This window comes from Amycolatopsis sp. NPDC054798, assembly GCF_053611505.1.
On record NZ_JBSHAM010000036.1, the window covers coordinates 1 to 15668 of the forward strand.

The 15668-nt window shown below is 69.3% G+C and carries 14 protein-coding genes and 2 rRNA genes; 8 read left to right on the forward strand and 8 right to left on the reverse strand.

Going from position 1 to position 15668, the window contains the following annotated elements:
• Both ACWGIC_RS22485 and rrf read left to right on the forward strand, forming a co-directional pair.
• Nucleotides 1–95 (forward strand): 23S ribosomal RNA (locus ACWGIC_RS22485); the annotation flags it as partial.
• A gap of 85 nt (nucleotides 96–180) precedes the next feature.
• Nucleotides 181–297, forward strand: a 5S ribosomal RNA gene (gene rrf, locus ACWGIC_RS22490).
• Nucleotides 298–410: 113 nt separating this feature from the next.
• Here the strand turns inward: rrf and cobF are convergent.
• A complete protein-coding gene (gene cobF, locus ACWGIC_RS22495) occupies nucleotides 411–1172 on the reverse strand; it encodes a precorrin-6A synthase (deacetylating) (RefSeq protein WP_452077910.1) in 762 nt (253 codons plus the stop codon).
• A 114-nt stretch (nucleotides 1173–1286) separates the two neighbouring features.
• Here cobF and ACWGIC_RS22500 point away from each other — a divergent pair, with 114 nt between their 5' ends.
• Complete coding sequence (locus ACWGIC_RS22500) at nucleotides 1287–1493, forward strand: heavy-metal-associated domain-containing protein (RefSeq protein ID WP_452077911.1); 207 nt, start codon at nucleotides 1287–1289, stop codon at nucleotides 1491–1493.
• Nucleotides 1494–1504: 11 nt separating this feature from the next.
• The gene (locus ACWGIC_RS22505; protein WP_452077912.1) at nucleotides 1505–3736 is read left to right on the forward strand and encodes a heavy metal translocating P-type ATPase; all 2232 of its coding nucleotides are present in this window, start codon (nucleotides 1505–1507) and stop codon (nucleotides 3734–3736) included.
• A gap of 334 nt (nucleotides 3737–4070) precedes the next feature.
• Here ACWGIC_RS22505 and ACWGIC_RS22510 read toward each other — a convergent pair whose 3' ends face one another.
• The 3 genes from ACWGIC_RS22510 to ACWGIC_RS22520 form a co-directional block, all read right to left on the reverse strand.
• Entirely contained in the window at nucleotides 4071–4352 is a 282-nt protein-coding gene (locus ACWGIC_RS22510) for a metal-sensitive transcriptional regulator (RefSeq protein WP_009081418.1), read from the reverse strand.
• A 519-nt stretch (nucleotides 4353–4871) separates the two neighbouring features.
• Nucleotides 4872–5693: a DivIVA domain-containing protein gene (locus ACWGIC_RS22515; protein WP_452077913.1), complete on the reverse strand. Its 822-nt coding sequence runs from the start codon at nucleotides 5691–5693 to the stop codon at nucleotides 4872–4874.
• A 118-nt stretch (nucleotides 5694–5811) separates the two neighbouring features.
• Nucleotides 5812–6531: an MgtC/SapB family protein gene (locus ACWGIC_RS22520; protein ID WP_344282958.1), complete on the reverse strand. Its 720-nt coding sequence runs from the start codon at nucleotides 6529–6531 to the stop codon at nucleotides 5812–5814.
• 83 nt (nucleotides 6532–6614) lie between these two features.
• Here ACWGIC_RS22520 and ACWGIC_RS22525 point away from each other — a divergent pair, with 83 nt between their 5' ends.
• Entirely contained in the window at nucleotides 6615–7235 is a 621-nt protein-coding gene (locus ACWGIC_RS22525) for an L-threonylcarbamoyladenylate synthase (protein ID WP_116206505.1), read from the forward strand.
• 887 nt (nucleotides 7236–8122) lie between these two features.
• Here the strand turns inward: ACWGIC_RS22525 and ACWGIC_RS22530 are convergent.
• On the reverse strand, nucleotides 8123–9670 hold the full coding sequence (locus tag ACWGIC_RS22530; RefSeq protein WP_452077914.1) for an FAD-dependent monooxygenase: 1548 nt from the start codon (nucleotides 9668–9670) through the stop codon (nucleotides 8123–8125).
• Between the two features lie 95 nt (nucleotides 9671–9765).
• Between ACWGIC_RS22530 and ACWGIC_RS22535 the strand changes: the two genes are divergently transcribed.
• The 3 genes from ACWGIC_RS22535 to ACWGIC_RS22545 are packed head-to-tail and all read left to right on the forward strand — an operon-like array spanning nucleotide 9766 to nucleotide 12619.
• Entirely contained in the window at nucleotides 9766–10956 is a 1191-nt protein-coding gene (locus tag ACWGIC_RS22535) for a TetR/AcrR family transcriptional regulator (RefSeq protein WP_452077915.1), read from the forward strand.
• 35 nt (nucleotides 10957–10991) lie between these two features.
• Complete coding sequence (locus ACWGIC_RS22540; RefSeq protein WP_452077916.1) at nucleotides 10992–11375, forward strand: YciI family protein; 384 nt, start codon at nucleotides 10992–10994, stop codon at nucleotides 11373–11375.
• The gene (locus tag ACWGIC_RS22545; protein ID WP_452077917.1) at nucleotides 11375–12619 is read left to right on the forward strand and encodes an RNA polymerase sigma factor; all 1245 of its coding nucleotides are present in this window, start codon (nucleotides 11375–11377) and stop codon (nucleotides 12617–12619) included. The genes ACWGIC_RS22540 and ACWGIC_RS22545 overlap by 1 nt, the downstream gene beginning before the upstream one ends.
• 562 nt (nucleotides 12620–13181) lie before the next feature.
• On the opposite strand, the gene ACWGIC_RS22550 is transcribed toward ACWGIC_RS22545, so the two are convergent.
• The 3 genes from ACWGIC_RS22550 to ACWGIC_RS22560 are packed head-to-tail and all read right to left on the reverse strand — an operon-like array spanning nucleotide 13182 to nucleotide 15641.
• Nucleotides 13182–13661 carry a nitroreductase family deazaflavin-dependent oxidoreductase gene (locus ACWGIC_RS22550; protein WP_452077918.1) on the reverse strand — a complete coding sequence of 160 codons (480 nt, stop codon included), beginning with the start codon at nucleotides 13659–13661 and terminating at the stop codon, nucleotides 13182–13184.
• Between the two features lie 58 nt (nucleotides 13662–13719).
• Nucleotides 13720–14454 (reverse strand): thioesterase II family protein, encoded by a 735-nt coding sequence (locus ACWGIC_RS22555; RefSeq protein ID WP_452077919.1) that lies wholly within the window; start codon nucleotides 14452–14454, stop codon nucleotides 13720–13722.
• 29 nt (nucleotides 14455–14483) lie between these two features.
• Nucleotides 14484–15641, reverse strand: coding sequence for a sialidase family protein (locus ACWGIC_RS22560; protein WP_452077920.1), 1158 nt, complete (start codon nucleotides 15639–15641; stop codon nucleotides 14484–14486).
• Between the last annotated feature and the right edge of the window lie 27 nt (nucleotides 15642–15668).

Sequence of the window (15668 nt, forward strand, 5' to 3'; positions counted from 1 at the left end):
GCCCCCAAGAGACGATTGGGTTGATAGGCCAGAAATGGAAGCACAGTAATGTGTTGTCGAGTTGACTGGTACTAATAGGCCGAGGACTTGCCCACAAAGATGTTACGCATCCACTCTACGGTTCTGAAACACCACACCGGCCCCACCTGATGGTGGGGGGTGTGTGTTGTTTCGGAGTGTTTCGGTGGTTTTAGCGTCAGGGAAACGCCCGGTCCCATTCCGAACCCGGAAGCTAAGCCTGACTGCGCCGATGGTACTGCAACCGAAGGGTTGTGGGAGAGTAGGACACCGCCGAACTTACTTTGATAGGGAGCGAGGCTCCGGTCGAGAACCAGAAAATGGTTTTCCCGGAGCCTCGCTCCTTTTTTCATGCCCAAAAAACGGCAGGCCGGAAAAACGGCCCGCCGATCTCACTCCGGCCGGCGCAGCAAATACGTGTCCATGATCCACCCGTGCCGCTCCCGAGCCGCGGCCCGCGTCTCCCGGATCTTCTCCGCCAGCGCGTCATCCAGCGGCCCGGACAGCAAAATCTCGTCCGGCGTTCCGACGTACGCGCCCCAATAGATCCACAGCCCCCGGTCCGCGTACTGGCCGAACGCGGTGTGCGCGTCGAGCAGTACGAAGACGTCATCAGCGTCACTCGGCCAACCCTCAGCCAGCCTGCGGCCCGTCGTGAGCTGCACGGCACGGCCGATCTGGTTCATCGTCGTCCGATGCCGCGCGACCAACGCGGAGATGCTGCTGATCCCCGGCACGACCTCGTAGTCGAACGCCACATTCCCGCGCGCCAGCACGGCCTCGATCAACGCGATGGTGCTGTCGTACAGCGCCGGATCGCCCCAGACGAGAAACGCGCCGGTTTCGCCGTCTGCCAGCTCGTCGCGGATCAGACGCTCGTAGACGTCGGTGCGGAGCTGGTGCCAGTCGGCGACCGCGGTGCGGTAGTCCGACGGCGTCCGGTCGCGGTCCGGGTCCTTCGCGCTCACCACGCGATACCCCGGCTGGCTCACGAACCGCTCCAGTATCTCCTGGCGCAGCTGCACCAGGTCGGCTTTCGCGCTGCCCTTGTCGAGCACGAAGAACACGTCGACGCGATTGAGCCGGTCGACTGCCTGCACCGTGAGGTGTTCCGGGTCGCCGGCGCCGATCCCGATCGCGTAGATCTTCCGCATCCTTGCAGTCTCTCCCGGCGGGTAACCGGGTTCACGACAGGGTCCCCTGGCATGCCGCTACCCCCTAGGGGTATAAAGGAGGTGTCAGCGAAGAGCACGATAGGGAGTGTGGCGATGACCGAAGCGACTTACACCGTCGAGGGCATGACCTGCGGGCACTGCGTCGGATCGGTGAAAGAGGAGGTAGGCGGCCTGACCGGCGTCCAGGCGGTCGACGTCGACCTCGCCACCGGCGCGGTGAAGGTCACCAGTGCAGAGCCGATCTCGCGCGAAGCTGTCGAGGCTGCCGTCGCCGAGGCCGGCTACCAGGTCGTCGCGTAAAAAGGAGTGACATGAGCACCACGACACCAGCCCCCGTGCAGTCAGTCGAACTCGCCATCGGCGGGATGACCTGCGCGTCGTGCGCTGCTCGGGTCGAGCGGAAGCTCAACAAAGTCGAGGGCGTCACCGCGAGCGTCAACTACGCGACTGAGAAGGCGCACGTCGAATACCCCTCCACCGTTTCGGTCGACGACCTGGTGGGCGTCGTCGAAGCGACCGGTTACACCGCGCAGGCGCCGCAACCGGAGAAGCCGGAAGAACCCGAGCAGGACGAGACGCGGCCGCTGCGCGACCGGCTCCTGTACTCGGCGATCCTCACGGTGCCGGTGATCGTGCTGGCGATGGTCCCCGCGCTGCAGTTCACGAACTGGCAGTGGCTCTCGCTCACGCTCGCCGCGCCGGTCGTGGTCTGGGGAGCGTGGCCGTTCCACCGCGCCGCGTGGACCAACCTCCGGCACGGCGCGGCGACGATGGACACGCTGATCTCGCTGGGCGTCTCGGCCGCCACGCTGTGGTCGCTGTACGCGCTGTTCTTCGGCATGGCGGGTATGCCGGGGTTGCGGCACGGCTTCGAGTTCAGCGTCTCCGGAGGATCGGGGACCGACAACATCTACCTCGAGGTCGCGGCGGGCGTCACCACGTTCATCCTCGCTGGCCGCTATTTCGAGGCGAGGTCCAAGCGTCGCTCCGGCGCTGCCCTTCGGGCCTTGCTCGAACTCGGCGCGAAGGACGTGACAGTCCTCCGTGATGATCGCGAGCAGCGGATCCCGGTCGACCAGTTGCGGGTCGGGGACACGTTCGTGGTGCGGCCCGGCGAGAAGATCGCCACCGACGGCGTGGTGACCGACGGTAGCTCGGCAGTCGACGTCAGCATGATTACCGGGGAATCCGTGCCGGTCGAGGTCGCGGTGGGTGACGGCGTCACCGGAGCGACGGTGAACGTCGGCGGCCGCGTCACGGTGCGCGCGACGCGGGTCGGCGCGGACACGCAGCTCGCGCAGATGGCCCGGCTCGTCGAGGAAGCGCAGAACGGCAAGGCCGCGGTGCAGCGCCTGGCCGACCGGGTGTCGGCGGTGTTCGTGCCGATCGTGCTGGTGCTGGCTCTGGGCACGCTGATCACCTGGCTGCTGACCAGCGGAAACGTCACGGAGGCGTTCACCGCGGCAGTCGCGGTGCTGATCATCGCCTGCCCGTGCGCGCTGGGGCTCGCGACTCCGACCGCGCTGCTGGTCGGCACCGGTCGCGGCGCGCAGCTCGGGATCCTGATCAAGGGACCGGAGGTGCTCGAGTCCACTCGCCGGGTCGACACCGTGGTGCTCGACAAGACCGGCACTGTCACGACTGGGCGAATGAGCCTGGTGGACGTCCACGCCGGGGAAGGCGTCACGGAGCGCGAACTCTTGCGCTACGCGGGGGCGGTCGAGCACGCCTCGGAGCACCCGATCGCGAAAGCGATCGCGGACGGTGCGCGCGAGCGAGTCGGCGATCTCCCGTCGGCGACAGAGTTCCGGAACACCGAGGGACTCGGCGTCTCCGGCCTCGTGGAGGGCGCAGCTGTGCTCGCGGGCCGTGCCGCTTTCCTGGCCGACTGGAGCGTCAAGATCGACGACCGGCTCTCCGAGGCCAAGGCGGCAGCGGAAGAGCGGGGCGCGACCGCGGTGTTCGTCGCGTGGGACGGCGTGGCGCGAGGCGTGCTGGTGGTTGCGGACACGATCAAGCCGACATCGGCGCAGGCCGTCGCCGAACTCCGAGCACTGGGGCTGCGGCCGGTGCTGCTGACCGGCGACAACGCCGGCGCGGCGCGCGCCATCGCGGATGCCGCGGGTATCACCGAGGTGGTGGCCGAGGTGCTGCCGGAGGAAAAGGTGGCCGTGGTGAAGCGGCTGCAGAGCGAGGGCCGAGTGGTCGCGATGGTCGGCGACGGCGTCAACGACGCGGCCGCGCTCGCCCAAGCCGACCTCGGGCTGGCCATGGGCACGGGAACGGACGCGGCGATCGAAGCCGGCGACCTGACCCTGGTCCGAGGCGACCTGCGCGCGGCCGTCGACGCGATCCGGCTGGCCCGGCGCACGCTCGGCACGATCAAGGGGAATCTGTTCTGGGCGTTCGCCTACAACGTCGCGGCGCTGCCGCTGGCGGCGTTCGGCCTGCTCAACCCGATGATCGCGGGTGCCGCGATGGCGTTCTCGTCGGTGTTCGTGGTGTCGAACAGCCTGCGATTGCGGCGGTTCCGGGCAGCGTGATCCAGCGGGGACGGGCCAGTAGCGGGACTTCCGCTGCTGGCCCGTTTTCTTGTGCTCTTGGCGATGATCTGGACGGCTTCGGGTTGTCGCGCGCTGATCTGTCTGGGGCGGCCTTGGTCTTGCTTTCGGGCTAGTGCGCTGAGAACACCGGGCTAGCTGGGAGTTGCGTCCGTTACCTGCCAGCGGGGTATCGCTGGGAGTCCTCGCGCACTGACGGATCTGCTTCTTCTCAGCTCGCAGCAGCGGGCGAGCGCCGTCGGTGCTGATCGACGTCAGCGGTCGTCCGGCAAGAAGAGACGGGTGCTTCGCACTGGGAACCAGCCCAGGAGCTGTCTCAGGAGCGCACCAGCCGCGCGATCGCGTCAGAGGCTTCGCGCACCTTGAGGTCCGCTTCCTCCCCGCCCGCGGCCGCGGCCTGGACGACGCAGGTCGCCAGGTGCTCGTCGAGCAGTTCCAGCGAGAAGGACTGCAACGCCTTCGTCGCCGCGGACACCTGGGTCAGGATGTCGATGCAGTACTTGTCCTCCTCGACCATGCGCTGCAGGCCGCGGATCTGGCCTTCGATCCGGCGAAGGCGCTTGAGGTAGGCCTCTCGTTCACTGCCGTAGCCGGTCATCGCACATCGTCCCTTATTCTCGGCATCCCCGGTGGTTCACTGTCAAGTATACCCACCCGGCGTATCCAGGGTTGTCGCTCAGCCGGGCGGGGTGGTTTCGCCCGCGTGTAAGTCGGGTCGCGACCGTCCCGGCTACCGATCTGGCGGACGTTCGAGAGGGCGACGCTGCGCCAGCTCCCGGACCGCCGCAGGTTGCTGCGGCGTCGTTCGCCACTGGTGTGCCGCCCGGCGCGCGTTGTTCCGGCGCGGTTTGGCGCTCGCGTGCCGTCCGGTATGCGTTCTTCCGGCATGGTCCGGCCGCGGCGTGTCGTTCGGTGCGAAGTCGGCGTTCGCCGGTGGCCAGCCGCCGAGTATGCCTGCTTTGCGTATCGAGGTGCAGTCGCCGGGTTGCCTCGGCGGTTTCGGTGAGCGCGAACGTGCGGTGCTGACCAGACACGGGCGTCTGCCGTCCGCGTGCGAGGTTGGCGTTCATGGCGGAAGCCCTCGAGCGCGCCCGCTCGGCGTATCCGAGGCCGGTCTTCACCCAGTGGGGGCGGCCTCGGCGACTTCGGTGAGCGCGGACGTGCGGCGCTGGTTCGGCACCGGCGTGCCGTCCGGCGCGAGGTCGGCGTTCGCGGTGGCCAGCAGTTCGCGGGCACCGCGCAGCGCGGCCTTCACCCGTTGCTGGACGGCGGCGAGTTCGGCGACTCGTTTTTCGGCGTCGGCGACGATCCGGGTGGCGTGGTCGGTGGCTTGGCGTACGTGCGCGTCGGCTTCGGCGCGGGCGGCAGCGGTGCGGTCCGCGATTTCGCGGAGTGCGTCGGTGCGGCGGTCGGCCAACGTGCGCGTGAGATGTTCCTCGAGCCGGCGGCGTTCCTTCGCCGCCGCTTCGTCCGCGGCCTTGCGTTCTTCGACTGCGCGGCGCAGCAGATCCTCGTGTTCTCGCCGTTGCTGCTCGCGGTCGGCGGAAACCGCTTCGACGAGCGCGCGTTCTTTTTCGGTGAGGCGGACGGCTTCTGCCTTGGCGTCGGCGATGATCCGCGCGGCGGTGTCCTCGGCGCGGGCGGTGATCTCCGCGGCTTCTTCGCGCGTCAGCTCGACCATCCGGCGGGAACGTTCCTGCAACGCGTCCGGTTCGATGGGGGTGCGGCTGATCCGGTCGACCGTCGCGCGCAGTTCGCGATTGCGCTCGGCGAGTTCGGCCGCCTGCTGTGCCGCGGCGTCGCGTTCCGCGGCGAGGCGCTGGAATTCCGCCTCGACCCACGTGACGAATTCGTCGACCTGGCCGCGCTGATAGCCGCGCCAAGCCGAGTCGAAGGACGGCCGGACGGACATCAGGACTTCGCCACCGCCGGGGGCCATGCTCTCACCTCCCATTTGGATGGTTTCTCCTCGGCGCTCGTTTTTCTTGCCGCGCCGGGGTTTCCGCACTGCCTCCAGTGTGCCTGAAGTCCGGCGATCCGTGGGAACCTGGGGCGGGTCAATCTTCGAGCGGGTCTTCGGTGCCCGTCGCGGTGCTTCGCACGCCGGGCAATTCGGCCAGTTCCGCGGTGAGTTCGGGAAGATCGCCGCGGCCCTGCAACAGCAACGTGACGACCGCGATCCGTTGTCCCTCTTCGGAAACTGTTTCGCGGTCGACCGCCACCCGGTGGACGGCCCAGCCCCGATCGGTGCAAGTGGCGAGCACGGCGCGCAGTACGCCGTGCCCGTCGGCATAACTCAAGCGGAGGATCGGCGGCTGCCGCCGATGCCGCGCGACGAACCGGGAAAGCGGCGGGAATCCGCGAGTGATCACGACGAGACCGGCAGTGGTCGCGACGGCCAGCACCGGCAACCCCGCGCCGCACGCGACTCCGACGGCCGCGGCGAGCCAGACGGTCGCCGCGGTTGTGAGGCCGCGCACCGCGTCGCGGCGCACGAAGATCAGCCCGCCGCCGACGAACCCGATGCCGGACACGATCTGCGCGGCGATCCGCGACGGGTCGAGCGCGACGTGCTCGATGCCGAGCAAATCGGCGAAACCGTATTTCGACACCAGCATGAAGACTGCCGATCCGACGCCGACCAGCGTGTGCGTGCGCAGGCCGGCCTGTTTGTTGCCGACCTCGCGCTCGATGCCGATCACCGTGCTCAGCAGCAGGGCGAGCAACACCGGCGGCAGCAATTCCCACTGTTCACCGGTGGACCAGAGAGCATGCACAGACGTACCTCCTCGCCCGTCACTGTGCCTGCCCCGCGGAGAGCCCGCGCGCCCGGCCCGGGACGCACGCCTAAGCTCGGGCAATGGCCCGCTACTTCGACGTGCACCCGCAGAACCCGCAGCGCCGCGCGCTAGCCCAGGTGGTCGACCTGCTGCGCGACGACGGGCTCATCGCCTACCCGACCGACTCGTGCTTCGCGCTCGGCTGCCGCATCGGCAACCAGCAGGGGATGGAACGGATCCGCACCATCCGCAAGCTCGACCACCGGCACCATTTCACGCTCGTCTGCCAGGACTTCGCTCAGCTCGGCCAGTTCGTGCACATCGACAACGCGGTGTTCCGGGCCATCAAGGCGAGCACCCCCGGCGCGTACACGTTCATCCTCCCGGCGACGAAGGAAGTCCCGCGCCGGCTGCTGCACGCCAAGAAGAAGACCGTCGGCGTGCGGATCCCCGACCACGTGGTGACCCAGGAACTGCTCGGCGAACTGGGCGAGCCGATCCTGTCGAGCACGCTGCTGCTGCCCGATTCCGGCGAGCCCCTCACCCAGGGCTGGGAGATCAAGGAAGAACTCGACCACGTCCTGGACGCCGTCATCGACTCCGGCGACTGCGGCGTGGAACCCACCACGGTGATCGACTTCTCTTCCGGAGAGGCGGAGGTCGTGCGCCACGGGGCGGGAGACCCGTCCCGCTTCGAGTGAGCAGGGTCATCATCGGTTTCTAGCCTCCTGTTGGTGTTGTGATTCGAGTGTTGGCGGACGGTGTGTTCCGGGCCGCTCGGCGCGACGGCTGTTGACGCGGATTGCTTGTCTCGACGGCTGCCCATAACAGCTTCTTGACGCGACAGTTCTTGACGCGACAGCCGCCGACCTGGGGCTGAGTGACGTGACGGCCGCTGTCAACGTCAGCGGGCAGGCATGCCTGCTGGCCGCAGCTTGAAGCGGCTGTTGGCAGCGCGAAACGCGCGCGGCGGGGCTGCAAGCGCAAGCCGCTTAACGCGACGACCGCAACTGCGGGCGGGTGGTCGCCACGAGCCCCTCCGGACGCCAGTGCATGCTGGTGCAGGCCACTCGAAGCGACAACTGCTCGGTGCGACAACCGCTCAGCGTCGGCGGTCTTGCGCACGGAGCGTGCACGATTGCGCAGGTCTCTCTCGCGAGCCACCTCCAGGCGCAGGCTGCGGATGGTTCTTGCGGCCCGGCGAGCACCTCGTCATCGAGCAGCACAATCCAGGGCTCCTCCGGCGTGAACTGCAGCCGGTCGCCGCTCCAGCGCCTTCCTCGGCGTCGGCCGTAGCCCTCTGGATTCCCGTTGGCGCGGGCAGCAGCAATCCTCGCTGTCGTCGGTGTCAGCCGATGCAGTCTCCTTCAGGCAGGGCCGCAGGGTGCGGGCTGGCACAGTGGTGCAGCTCAACCTGAGCGTGGGGAGACAGCAGCGGATCACGACCGGCGGGTGCCGAAGCGGGCTGGCAGATACCGGCACCAGCGGTCCGCGCTTTCAGGTGCGTTCGATCAAAGCTCCTTTCTTTCGTCGAATGGGTGGCAGATTCAGCGCGCGGGGCGGGCGAACCCGTGCGCCGTCGAAGAGATCACACGGTTGCCTCCATAGGCGCGTTGAGCAGGCGGGACAGGGCATCGGCAAGCGGGATCTCCGACGTGGAATGCCAGCCGACGACGGCATCCGGCCGGAGCAGCAGCGCACCGTCGGCAGGCAGTTCCGTCTCGGCCAGCCATCCCTCGTCCGAGATCGAAACGAGGCGGAGGCCCAGCCGCTCGGCTTCGGCGGTCCACCGGGCGTTGTCCGGCCCGCAGAGCAAGGCGAGACCAGGCCCGGCCAAGTCCACTGTGGACGTGGTGGCGTCGAGCCAGGCGTGCGGCACTCGAGTGCCTGGGCGACCGGCCGGGCCGTACCGGTCCTCCGGAGCGGGGCCGCGTCCGTCCGGGATGAAGGCACCGTGTTCGTAGTGCACGCCGAACAGCGCGGCGAGCGGGTCGATGCGGGGCGCGTCGTCGCTGGTGATCGTGGCGAGCATGGTGCCGAGATGGCCGCTTGCCATGCTGGAGAATTCCGCCGTCGCGTACCCGATCGGGTACCGCTCGGCGTGGTAGGTGTCGAGCAGGGCGGGCGTCGCCGTTCCCGCCAGAACTGCGGCGAGCTTCCAGGCGAGGTTGGCTACGTCCGCGATCGCGGTGTTCGCACCTGCGGCGGCCATCGGCGGCATCGCGTGCGCGGCGTCGCCGGCCAGGAAGACCCGGCCGGAGGAGAACCGGTCGGCTACGTACATCCCTGACTCCCAGTGCATCCGGCTCAGCACTTCGACTTCGAGGTCCGGCACGCCGACAACGGTGCGCAGCAGCTCTCGCCAGCCGTCGTCGCCCAGGGAATCCGAGCCGGGGAAGTCGGAAGTGGAGAAGAGCCACCGGTCGGTGCCGTTGACCGACACGAAAGCGCCCGAAGCGGCCGGGTTTTCGATCCGGCACAGGTTGAACGGTTTGTCCCGGATCAGCCCGGCGAGGTCCGCGCGGAAACAGACGTCGAGGTTGTCGGCCAGATGCCCGTGCCCGCTGCGCGGAATGCCGAGCGCGGTGCGGACCGGGCTGCGCGCGCCGTCCGCCGCGATCAGATATTCGGCGCTGACCTGGTACGGGTCCCCGCCGGCCGGCCGCAGTTCGGCGGTGATCCCGGCGTCGTCCTGCTCGAACGACACCAGTTCGGTGCCGAACCGGACCGCCACGCCGCGCTCGACAGCGGCCTGCCGCAGCACCGGCTCCAGCACGTCCTGCGGGCACAGCACGCTTGGCCCCGGGCTGAGGTCGGGCATTTTGGCGTGCTGGCCGAGCCGCTCGCGCACGGTGTCGGTGACTTCCGGCCAGGTCGCGTCGGCCAGTGTCGTGCCGGAGAGCATTCCGGTGAACGACGCGAGTGGTGCGCTGGCCCGCTCGACCTCGTCCATGAGGCCGAGCCATCGGAACACCTCGGTGCTGCGCGGGTTGAACCGGCGCGCCTTCGGCTGCGGGGACGTGCCGGCGTGCTTTTCCACCAGCACCGGGGCTGTTCCCTCGCGGTGCAGCAGCAGTGCCGCGGTGAGCCCGGCGATCCCTCCGCCGCAGATCAGAACAGGAATTCGTGCAGTCATTTCGCAACCCCCAGGGTCGTGTACGTTGTACATCTTGTGTACGTTGTACATGACGATGTACTGTGTACGCAAGCGGGCTGGAGACAGGGAGATGAATGGGAGATCAAGGGCCGACACCGCCGATTTGGCTGTTGCCCGAGCCGCCGGAGCGCGGATGGGGCCTCGGACGGGTCGACATCGTCAACGCGGCCGTGCGCCTTGCTGATCACGGCGGCGCGGAGGCGCTCACGATGCGGGCAGTCGCAAAGGAGCTGGGCGCGTCCACTCCGATGTCGCTGTACCGCTACGTGCACAGCAAAGACGGTCTGGTGGACCTGATGCTGGACCTGGCGAACAGCGAGGTGCGCACCCCGGAGGTCCCGGGCGAGGACTGGCGGGGCGAGCTGACGGCCGTCGCGGGCGACACGTGGGCGATGACGAAGCGGCATCCGTGGTACGCGCGGCTGGTGCACCAGCGGCCTCCCGCGGGGCCGAACGCGAGCCGGCGGACCGAGTTCGTGCTGGCGACGTTCGACCGGCTGGGTCAGGACCTCTCGTCGGCGCTCGGGTACGCCCGCCTGCTCGACGGGTACGTCATCGGGCAGGCGCTGCAATGGGCGGAAGAGCGGGCGATGCGGCAGCGCAACGCGTTCGTCGACGTGGTGGACGTGCAGCGGCAGGCGCGAGCTTGGTTCGGCGACGTCGTATCGGAGGATGGGCCGTATCCGCTGCTCATGCGGGTGCTGGAGGGCTTCCTGGCCGAGCCGCACGACGCGGCTGGCGAGGCGGCCGAGGTCGGCGCGGACGGTGCTGAGCCGGGCGCGGAAGCGGTCGGACCTGGCCGGACGGCTGGGGCCGGTGAGCCGGACGCTGGGCTGGGGACGGACGTAGCTGGCCGGGCGGCTGGGGCCGGTGGGACGGACGCTGGGCTGGGGACGGACGTAGCTGGCCGGGTTGCTGGTGCCGGTAGGCCGGGTGCGGAGACGGCCGGGGCTGAACTGGCGGGCGAGGCGGGCCGCGAGGTGGCTGGCTCTGATCGTGCGGCTGGGGCTCGCCAGGGCGAGGCTGAGGCTGGTCGAGGCGGCGGGAGTCGGGCTGGATCGGCCAGGTCTGACCGGGCGGCTGGGTCTGATCGTGTGGCCGAGTCAGGCCGGGCGAATGGGGCAGGCCAGACGGTCTCGGACCGGGCGGCGGACGCGGAAGCTGCGGCGGACACGCGAAAGGTGGCCGAGGCGGCAGCCGAGGACGCGCAGTTCGAGCTGGGCCTCGAATGTCTGCTGGACGGCATCGCCGCGCGGCTCCGCTAGGTTGGTCGCCTGGACCGGCTGCTGGGGAGAACGACGTGAAGTTCCTGCTGACGATGCACATGAACCCCGACGTATGGGAAGGGCTGAGCGAGGAGACCCGCCAGGAGGTGATGGACGGGCACGCGGACTTCATCGCCAAGATCCGCGCGTCCGGCGAGATGATCAACACGCAGGCGCTCGGCGGGCCGGAGGACAGCGCTGTCGTGCGGGTGCGCGGCGGGGTGCCCGCGGTCACCGACGGTCCGTTCGCGGAGTCCAAGGAATTCCTCGCCGGGTTCTATCTCGTCGAATGCGAGAACCGCGAGCGGGCGCTGGAGGTCGCCGCGATGATTCCCGACGCGGGGATCGACGGGCTCGGCATCGAGGTCCGGCCGGTGGTGTTCTTCGCTGACGCGGAAACGCAGCCCGACCTCGGCTGATGGCGGACGTCGGCGAGCTGCTCCGGCCGCTCGTGCCGCAGGCGCTCGGGACGCTCGTGCGGCGGTACGGGCAGTTCGAGGCGTGCGAGGACGCGGTGCAGGAGGCGCTGGTCGCGGCGGTCGAGCAATGGTCGGCCGGCGAGGTGCCGGACAACCCGCGCGCGTGGCTGCTCACGGTCGCCACGCGACGGCTCACTGACCTTTGGCGCAGCGAGAGCGCTCGGCGGCGACGCGAAGAAACCGTCGCGGTGCAGGACGTCGCGCTGACCGCGGTCGTGCCCGGGCCGGAGGATGAGCAACCGCCGGAGCAGGACGACACGTTGACGTTGCTGTTCCTGTGCTGCCATCCGGCGGTCACGCCCAGCTCGCAGGTCGCGCTGACGCTGCGCGCGGTCGGCGGGCTGACGACGGCTGAGATCGCGCGTGCGTTTCTCGTGCCGGAAGGCACTATGGCGCGCCGGATCACGCGGGCCAAGGAAAGCGTGGCGGCGCCCGGGTCGACCTTCGCGCCGCCGTCCGCCGAGGACTGGCCGGCTCGGCTGCAGGTCGTCTTGCAGGTGCTGTACCTGATTTTCAACGAGGGATACACGGCGACGTCGGGCGAGGACTTGCATCGGGCCGAACTGTCCGAGGAGGCGATCCGGCTGACCCGCGCCGTCCACGCGCTGCTTCCGGACGATGGCGAGGTCGCCGGGCTGCTGGCGCTGATGCTGCTCACCGACGCGCGACGGCCGGCGCGCACCGGGCCCGACGGAGCGTTGACGCCGCTCGCCGAACAGGACCGTCGACAGTGGACAGTGCCATTGATCGTCGAGGGCCTGGAATTGGTGAACCGGGTACTGGGGCGAGGTCCGGTCGGGCCGTACCAGGTGCAAGCTGCGATCGCGGCGCTGCACGACCAGGCGGCGGGCACCGATTCCACTGACTGGGCGCAGATTCTCGAGCTGTACGGCCTGCTCGAACAGCTGGCGCCCGGCCCGGTGACGACGCTCAACCGGGCGATCGCGGTCGCGATGGTGCACGGTCCGGAGAAAGCGCTGGCGCTGCTGGCCACTCTCGAGGACGACGCGCGGCTGAAACAGGGCCACCGGCTCGACGCGGTCCGTGCGCATCTGCTCGAACTCGCTGGCGACACGGCGGGTGCGCATGCGCATTACCTGCGCGCGGCGAAGCGGACGAGCAGCATGCCGGAACGCCGGTATCTCCAGGCGAAGGCGGCGGAGTACCTGCCGCGGGGAGAGTAGGCGAGCTGCCCGGTCGGGTGCGCTGCTTGGCTCGCTCGCGGGAGGCGGGTGCCGGGTGAGGTGGGCGTGGGATCGGGTGAGGCAGGCGGTCCTGGTCAGGCGGGTGGCGGATCTGGCGAGGCGGCGAGCGACCGGATTAGGCAGGCGGTGATCGGGTGAGGCCGGGCGCGGACCGGATTAGGCAAGTGACGGCTGGAGTGAGGAGGCCGCAGGACCGGATCATGCAGCGGCGGATCGGGCGGAGCGAGTGAGAGACCAGGCATGCAGTGGGTCGGGTTCGGCAGCCAGCGGGATGAGTCAGGCTGGGCCCTCCCACCGGCCGATCGAGCCAGCAAGCGGATCAGCCAAGGAGCGAAACCGAGCGGCTATCGGGTGCCTGCCCAAGCACGGTAGCCAGGGCGCGGGCAGGCCGCTGGGCGCAGCGGGTCGGCGGTCGCCCAAGTCGGGGGAGCGCCCAAGTCGGGAGTCCCCGAGCGGGGCGGAGCATGCCTGGCGGGACACAGGCTCCAGGGGAAGCGAGCCGGGCAGATCCGGGGAACATCCAGTGCGAAGCAGGGACCAATCAGGCGGCTGGGTTTGTGCGTTCCAGGAGGAAAACCCGAATCTCGCGGTGGGCGGCCCGCTCGGCGTAGCGGTTGTAGGCCGGCCAGTAGGAGGCGACGGCGTCCCACATTTCCTGTCGTTCGGCACCTTCCAGGAGGCGGCCTCGAACCGGCAGCGTGCAGCCGTGGACGGAGACTGTCGCGTCGGGGTTGGCCAGCAAGTTCGCTGTCCAGGCGGGGTGGTGTTCGCCGCCCCAGTTGGAGCCGATCACCACGTAGCCGCCGGAGCGTTCGACGTACAGCAGCGGGACCTGGCGTGGTTCGCCGGTCGTCCGGCCGATGGTGGTGAGCAGGAGGGTGCGCAGACCGACTGCCGCGCCTACGCCCAGGCGGCCGCCGCTGATGCGGAGGAGCAGGCGGTCGGCGGGCATCATCGCTTGGCCGAACTTGGCGAATGCTTTGCTGCGGCCCAAACCGGCGAACATCCTGCGCAGTTCCATGGGCGGCAGCCTACGGGCGGTGCAGGAGGACAGGCGCGGCCGTGTCCGGAAAAGGGAGTCAGAAGCCGCTTGTGGTCAGTTTCAGGAGGGCGTCGGTGATCGCGGGGGCGTGGTCCACCAGATAGAAATGGCCGCCGGGATAAGTGGTCAGGGTGAAGTCGCCTCGGGTGTGGGACGACCAGGCTTGCACGTCGTCCACCGGGGCGTGCGGGTCGGCGTCTCCGGTGTGGGCGTGGATGGGGGCGGCGAGCGGGCCCGCGCTCGGGCGGTACGTCTCGATGGCCGTGTAGTCCGCGCGCAGGGCTGGCAGGAACAGTTCTCGCAGTTCCGGGTCTTGCAGCACCTTCGGGTCGGTGCCGGCCAGGCCTTCGATCTCGGACAGCAAACCGTCGTCGTCCTGGAGGTGAACTTGTTCGTTCACCAGGCGGGACGGGGCTCGGCGGCCGGAGATCACTACTGCTTCCGGCGGCGTGCCCCTCGCCTCCAGCCGCAGGCCGACCTCGTATGCGAGCGTCGCGCCCATGCTGTGGCCGAACAGCACTACCGGGAGGTCCAGCCACGCCAGCAGGGCTTGGGTGACGCCGTCGGCCAGTTCTTCGATGGTGCGCAGGGCTGGTTCGGCCATCCGGTCCTGCCTGCCGGGATACTGCACCGCGAGGACATCGACGGCCGGGGCCAGCGCCTTCGACAGCGGGTGGAAGAACGGGGCTGCGCCGCCTGCGTGCGGCAGGCACACCACCCGGGCGGGGGCGTCGTCGGCGGGATGGAAGCGGCGTAGCCACAGGTCCGTCATGCGGGCGATTTTACCGGGGACGGCCGCGGTCAAAGAGCCATTCTGCGGAACTCGATCTTCTCGTACGCGCTGGTGCCGCCGGTTTCGAACAGGACTCCCACCGTGGAACGGTCTGGTTGGACCAGGTCGGAGTAGCCGGCGGGGGCGTCGGCGAGAACGGTGGACGGCTGCCAGGTTTCGCCTCGGTCGGAGCTGGTCCTGAGTTGCATCGTGCGGCGGACGGCGGGGTCGGAGGGGCCCGAATAGAGAAGCACGCGGCGGTCGGCCGTTTGCAGGACGCTGCCTTCGACCTTCGGGCCGGACAGGGTCGGCTGCACTCGGTACGGGCGGGTCAGGGTGCGGCCGCCGTCGGTGCTGTAGGCGTCCAGCCGATGCTCGGGGGCCGAGCCCTGGTTGCGGCTGGAGAAATAGACGGTGCCGTCCGGCAACTCCGTGGCGGTGGTTTCGTTCGGGGCGAGGACGCCGTCGGTCGGGTCGTCGGTGAAGCCGATGTGCCAGGTGCGGCCGTTGTCGTCGCTGTAGAGGTCGTGGCCGCCGTAGTACTTGGCTTCGGTTCCGACATCCGCGGAACCCGCGGCAGGGGCGCTGGAGTGGTTGGCGGGCACGATGATTCGTCCGGCGTGGCGGCCGTGCTGGAGCAGGGTCGCGTGGCCGGGGGCGGTGGCGTACCAGCGCCAGGACGGCAGTTTCGTCGTGGCGGTGATGTCGCGGGCGGGGGTCCAGGTGCGGCCGTTGTCGGGGCTGCGCTGGACGAAAACCCGGCGGGTGTCTTGCGCGGAGACGGTGCCGGACATGATGGCCTTCTCGCTGACGGGTCCGTTGTGGACAGTCAGTAGGACCAGGTCGCCGTTGCGGGCTGTCACCGGGGTCGGGTTTCCGGCGGTGGCTTCGCCGTTGCTGTCGACTACGCGCAGGGTGCCCCAGGTGCAGCCGCCGTCGCGGGAGGTTTTGGCGACGGTGTGGATCGCGCCGGAGTCGCCGGGGGAGTCGCGGCGGCCTTCGGCGAAGGCGATCAGCGAGCCGTTCTTGGTGCGGACCGCGGCGGGGATGCGGAAGGTGTGGTAACCCTCGGTGCCCGAGGTGAACGGGGTCGACGACGTACAGCTGTGTGCCGCGTTCGCAGGTGGGGCCGGGAGGAAGGCCAAGATCGTTGCGGCGAAAGCGAGCGTGACTGTTTTCGGGAGCACCGGGGGACCGCCTCTCGCTCCGGACAT

Excerpts from the sequence above, each read along its gene's own strand:
- ACWGIC_RS22530 (WP_452077914.1), bottom strand. The coding sequence starts at position 9,670 with ATGACTGCACGAATTCCTGTTCTGATCTGCGGCGGAGGGATCGCCGGG.
- ACWGIC_RS22500 (WP_452077911.1), top strand. The coding sequence starts at position 1,287 with ATGACCGAAGCGACTTACACCGTCGAGGGCATGACCTGCGGGCACTGC.
- cobF (WP_452077910.1), bottom strand. The coding sequence starts at position 1,172 with ATGCGGAAGATCTACGCGATCGGGATCGGCGCCGGCGACCCGGAACAC.
- ACWGIC_RS22510 (WP_009081418.1), bottom strand. The coding sequence starts at position 4,352 with ATGACCGGCTACGGCAGTGAACGAGAGGCCTACCTCAAGCGCCTTCGC.
- ACWGIC_RS22545 (WP_452077917.1), top strand. The coding sequence starts at position 11,375 with ATGGCGGACGTCGGCGAGCTGCTCCGGCCGCTCGTGCCGCAGGCGCTC.
- ACWGIC_RS22555 (WP_452077919.1), bottom strand. The coding sequence starts at position 14,454 with ATGACGGACCTGTGGCTACGCCGCTTCCATCCCGCCGACGACGCCCCC.
- ACWGIC_RS22550 (WP_452077918.1), bottom strand. The coding sequence starts at position 13,661 with ATGGAACTGCGCAGGATGTTCGCCGGTTTGGGCCGCAGCAAAGCATTC.
- ACWGIC_RS22515 (WP_452077913.1), bottom strand. The coding sequence starts at position 5,693 with ATGGCCCCCGGCGGTGGCGAAGTCCTGATGTCCGTCCGGCCGTCCTTC.
- ACWGIC_RS22505 (WP_452077912.1), top strand. The coding sequence starts at position 1,505 with ATGAGCACCACGACACCAGCCCCCGTGCAGTCAGTCGAACTCGCCATC.
- ACWGIC_RS22535 (WP_452077915.1), top strand. The coding sequence starts at position 9,766 with ATGGGAGATCAAGGGCCGACACCGCCGATTTGGCTGTTGCCCGAGCCG.
- ACWGIC_RS22525 (WP_116206505.1), top strand. The coding sequence starts at position 6,615 with ATGGCCCGCTACTTCGACGTGCACCCGCAGAACCCGCAGCGCCGCGCG.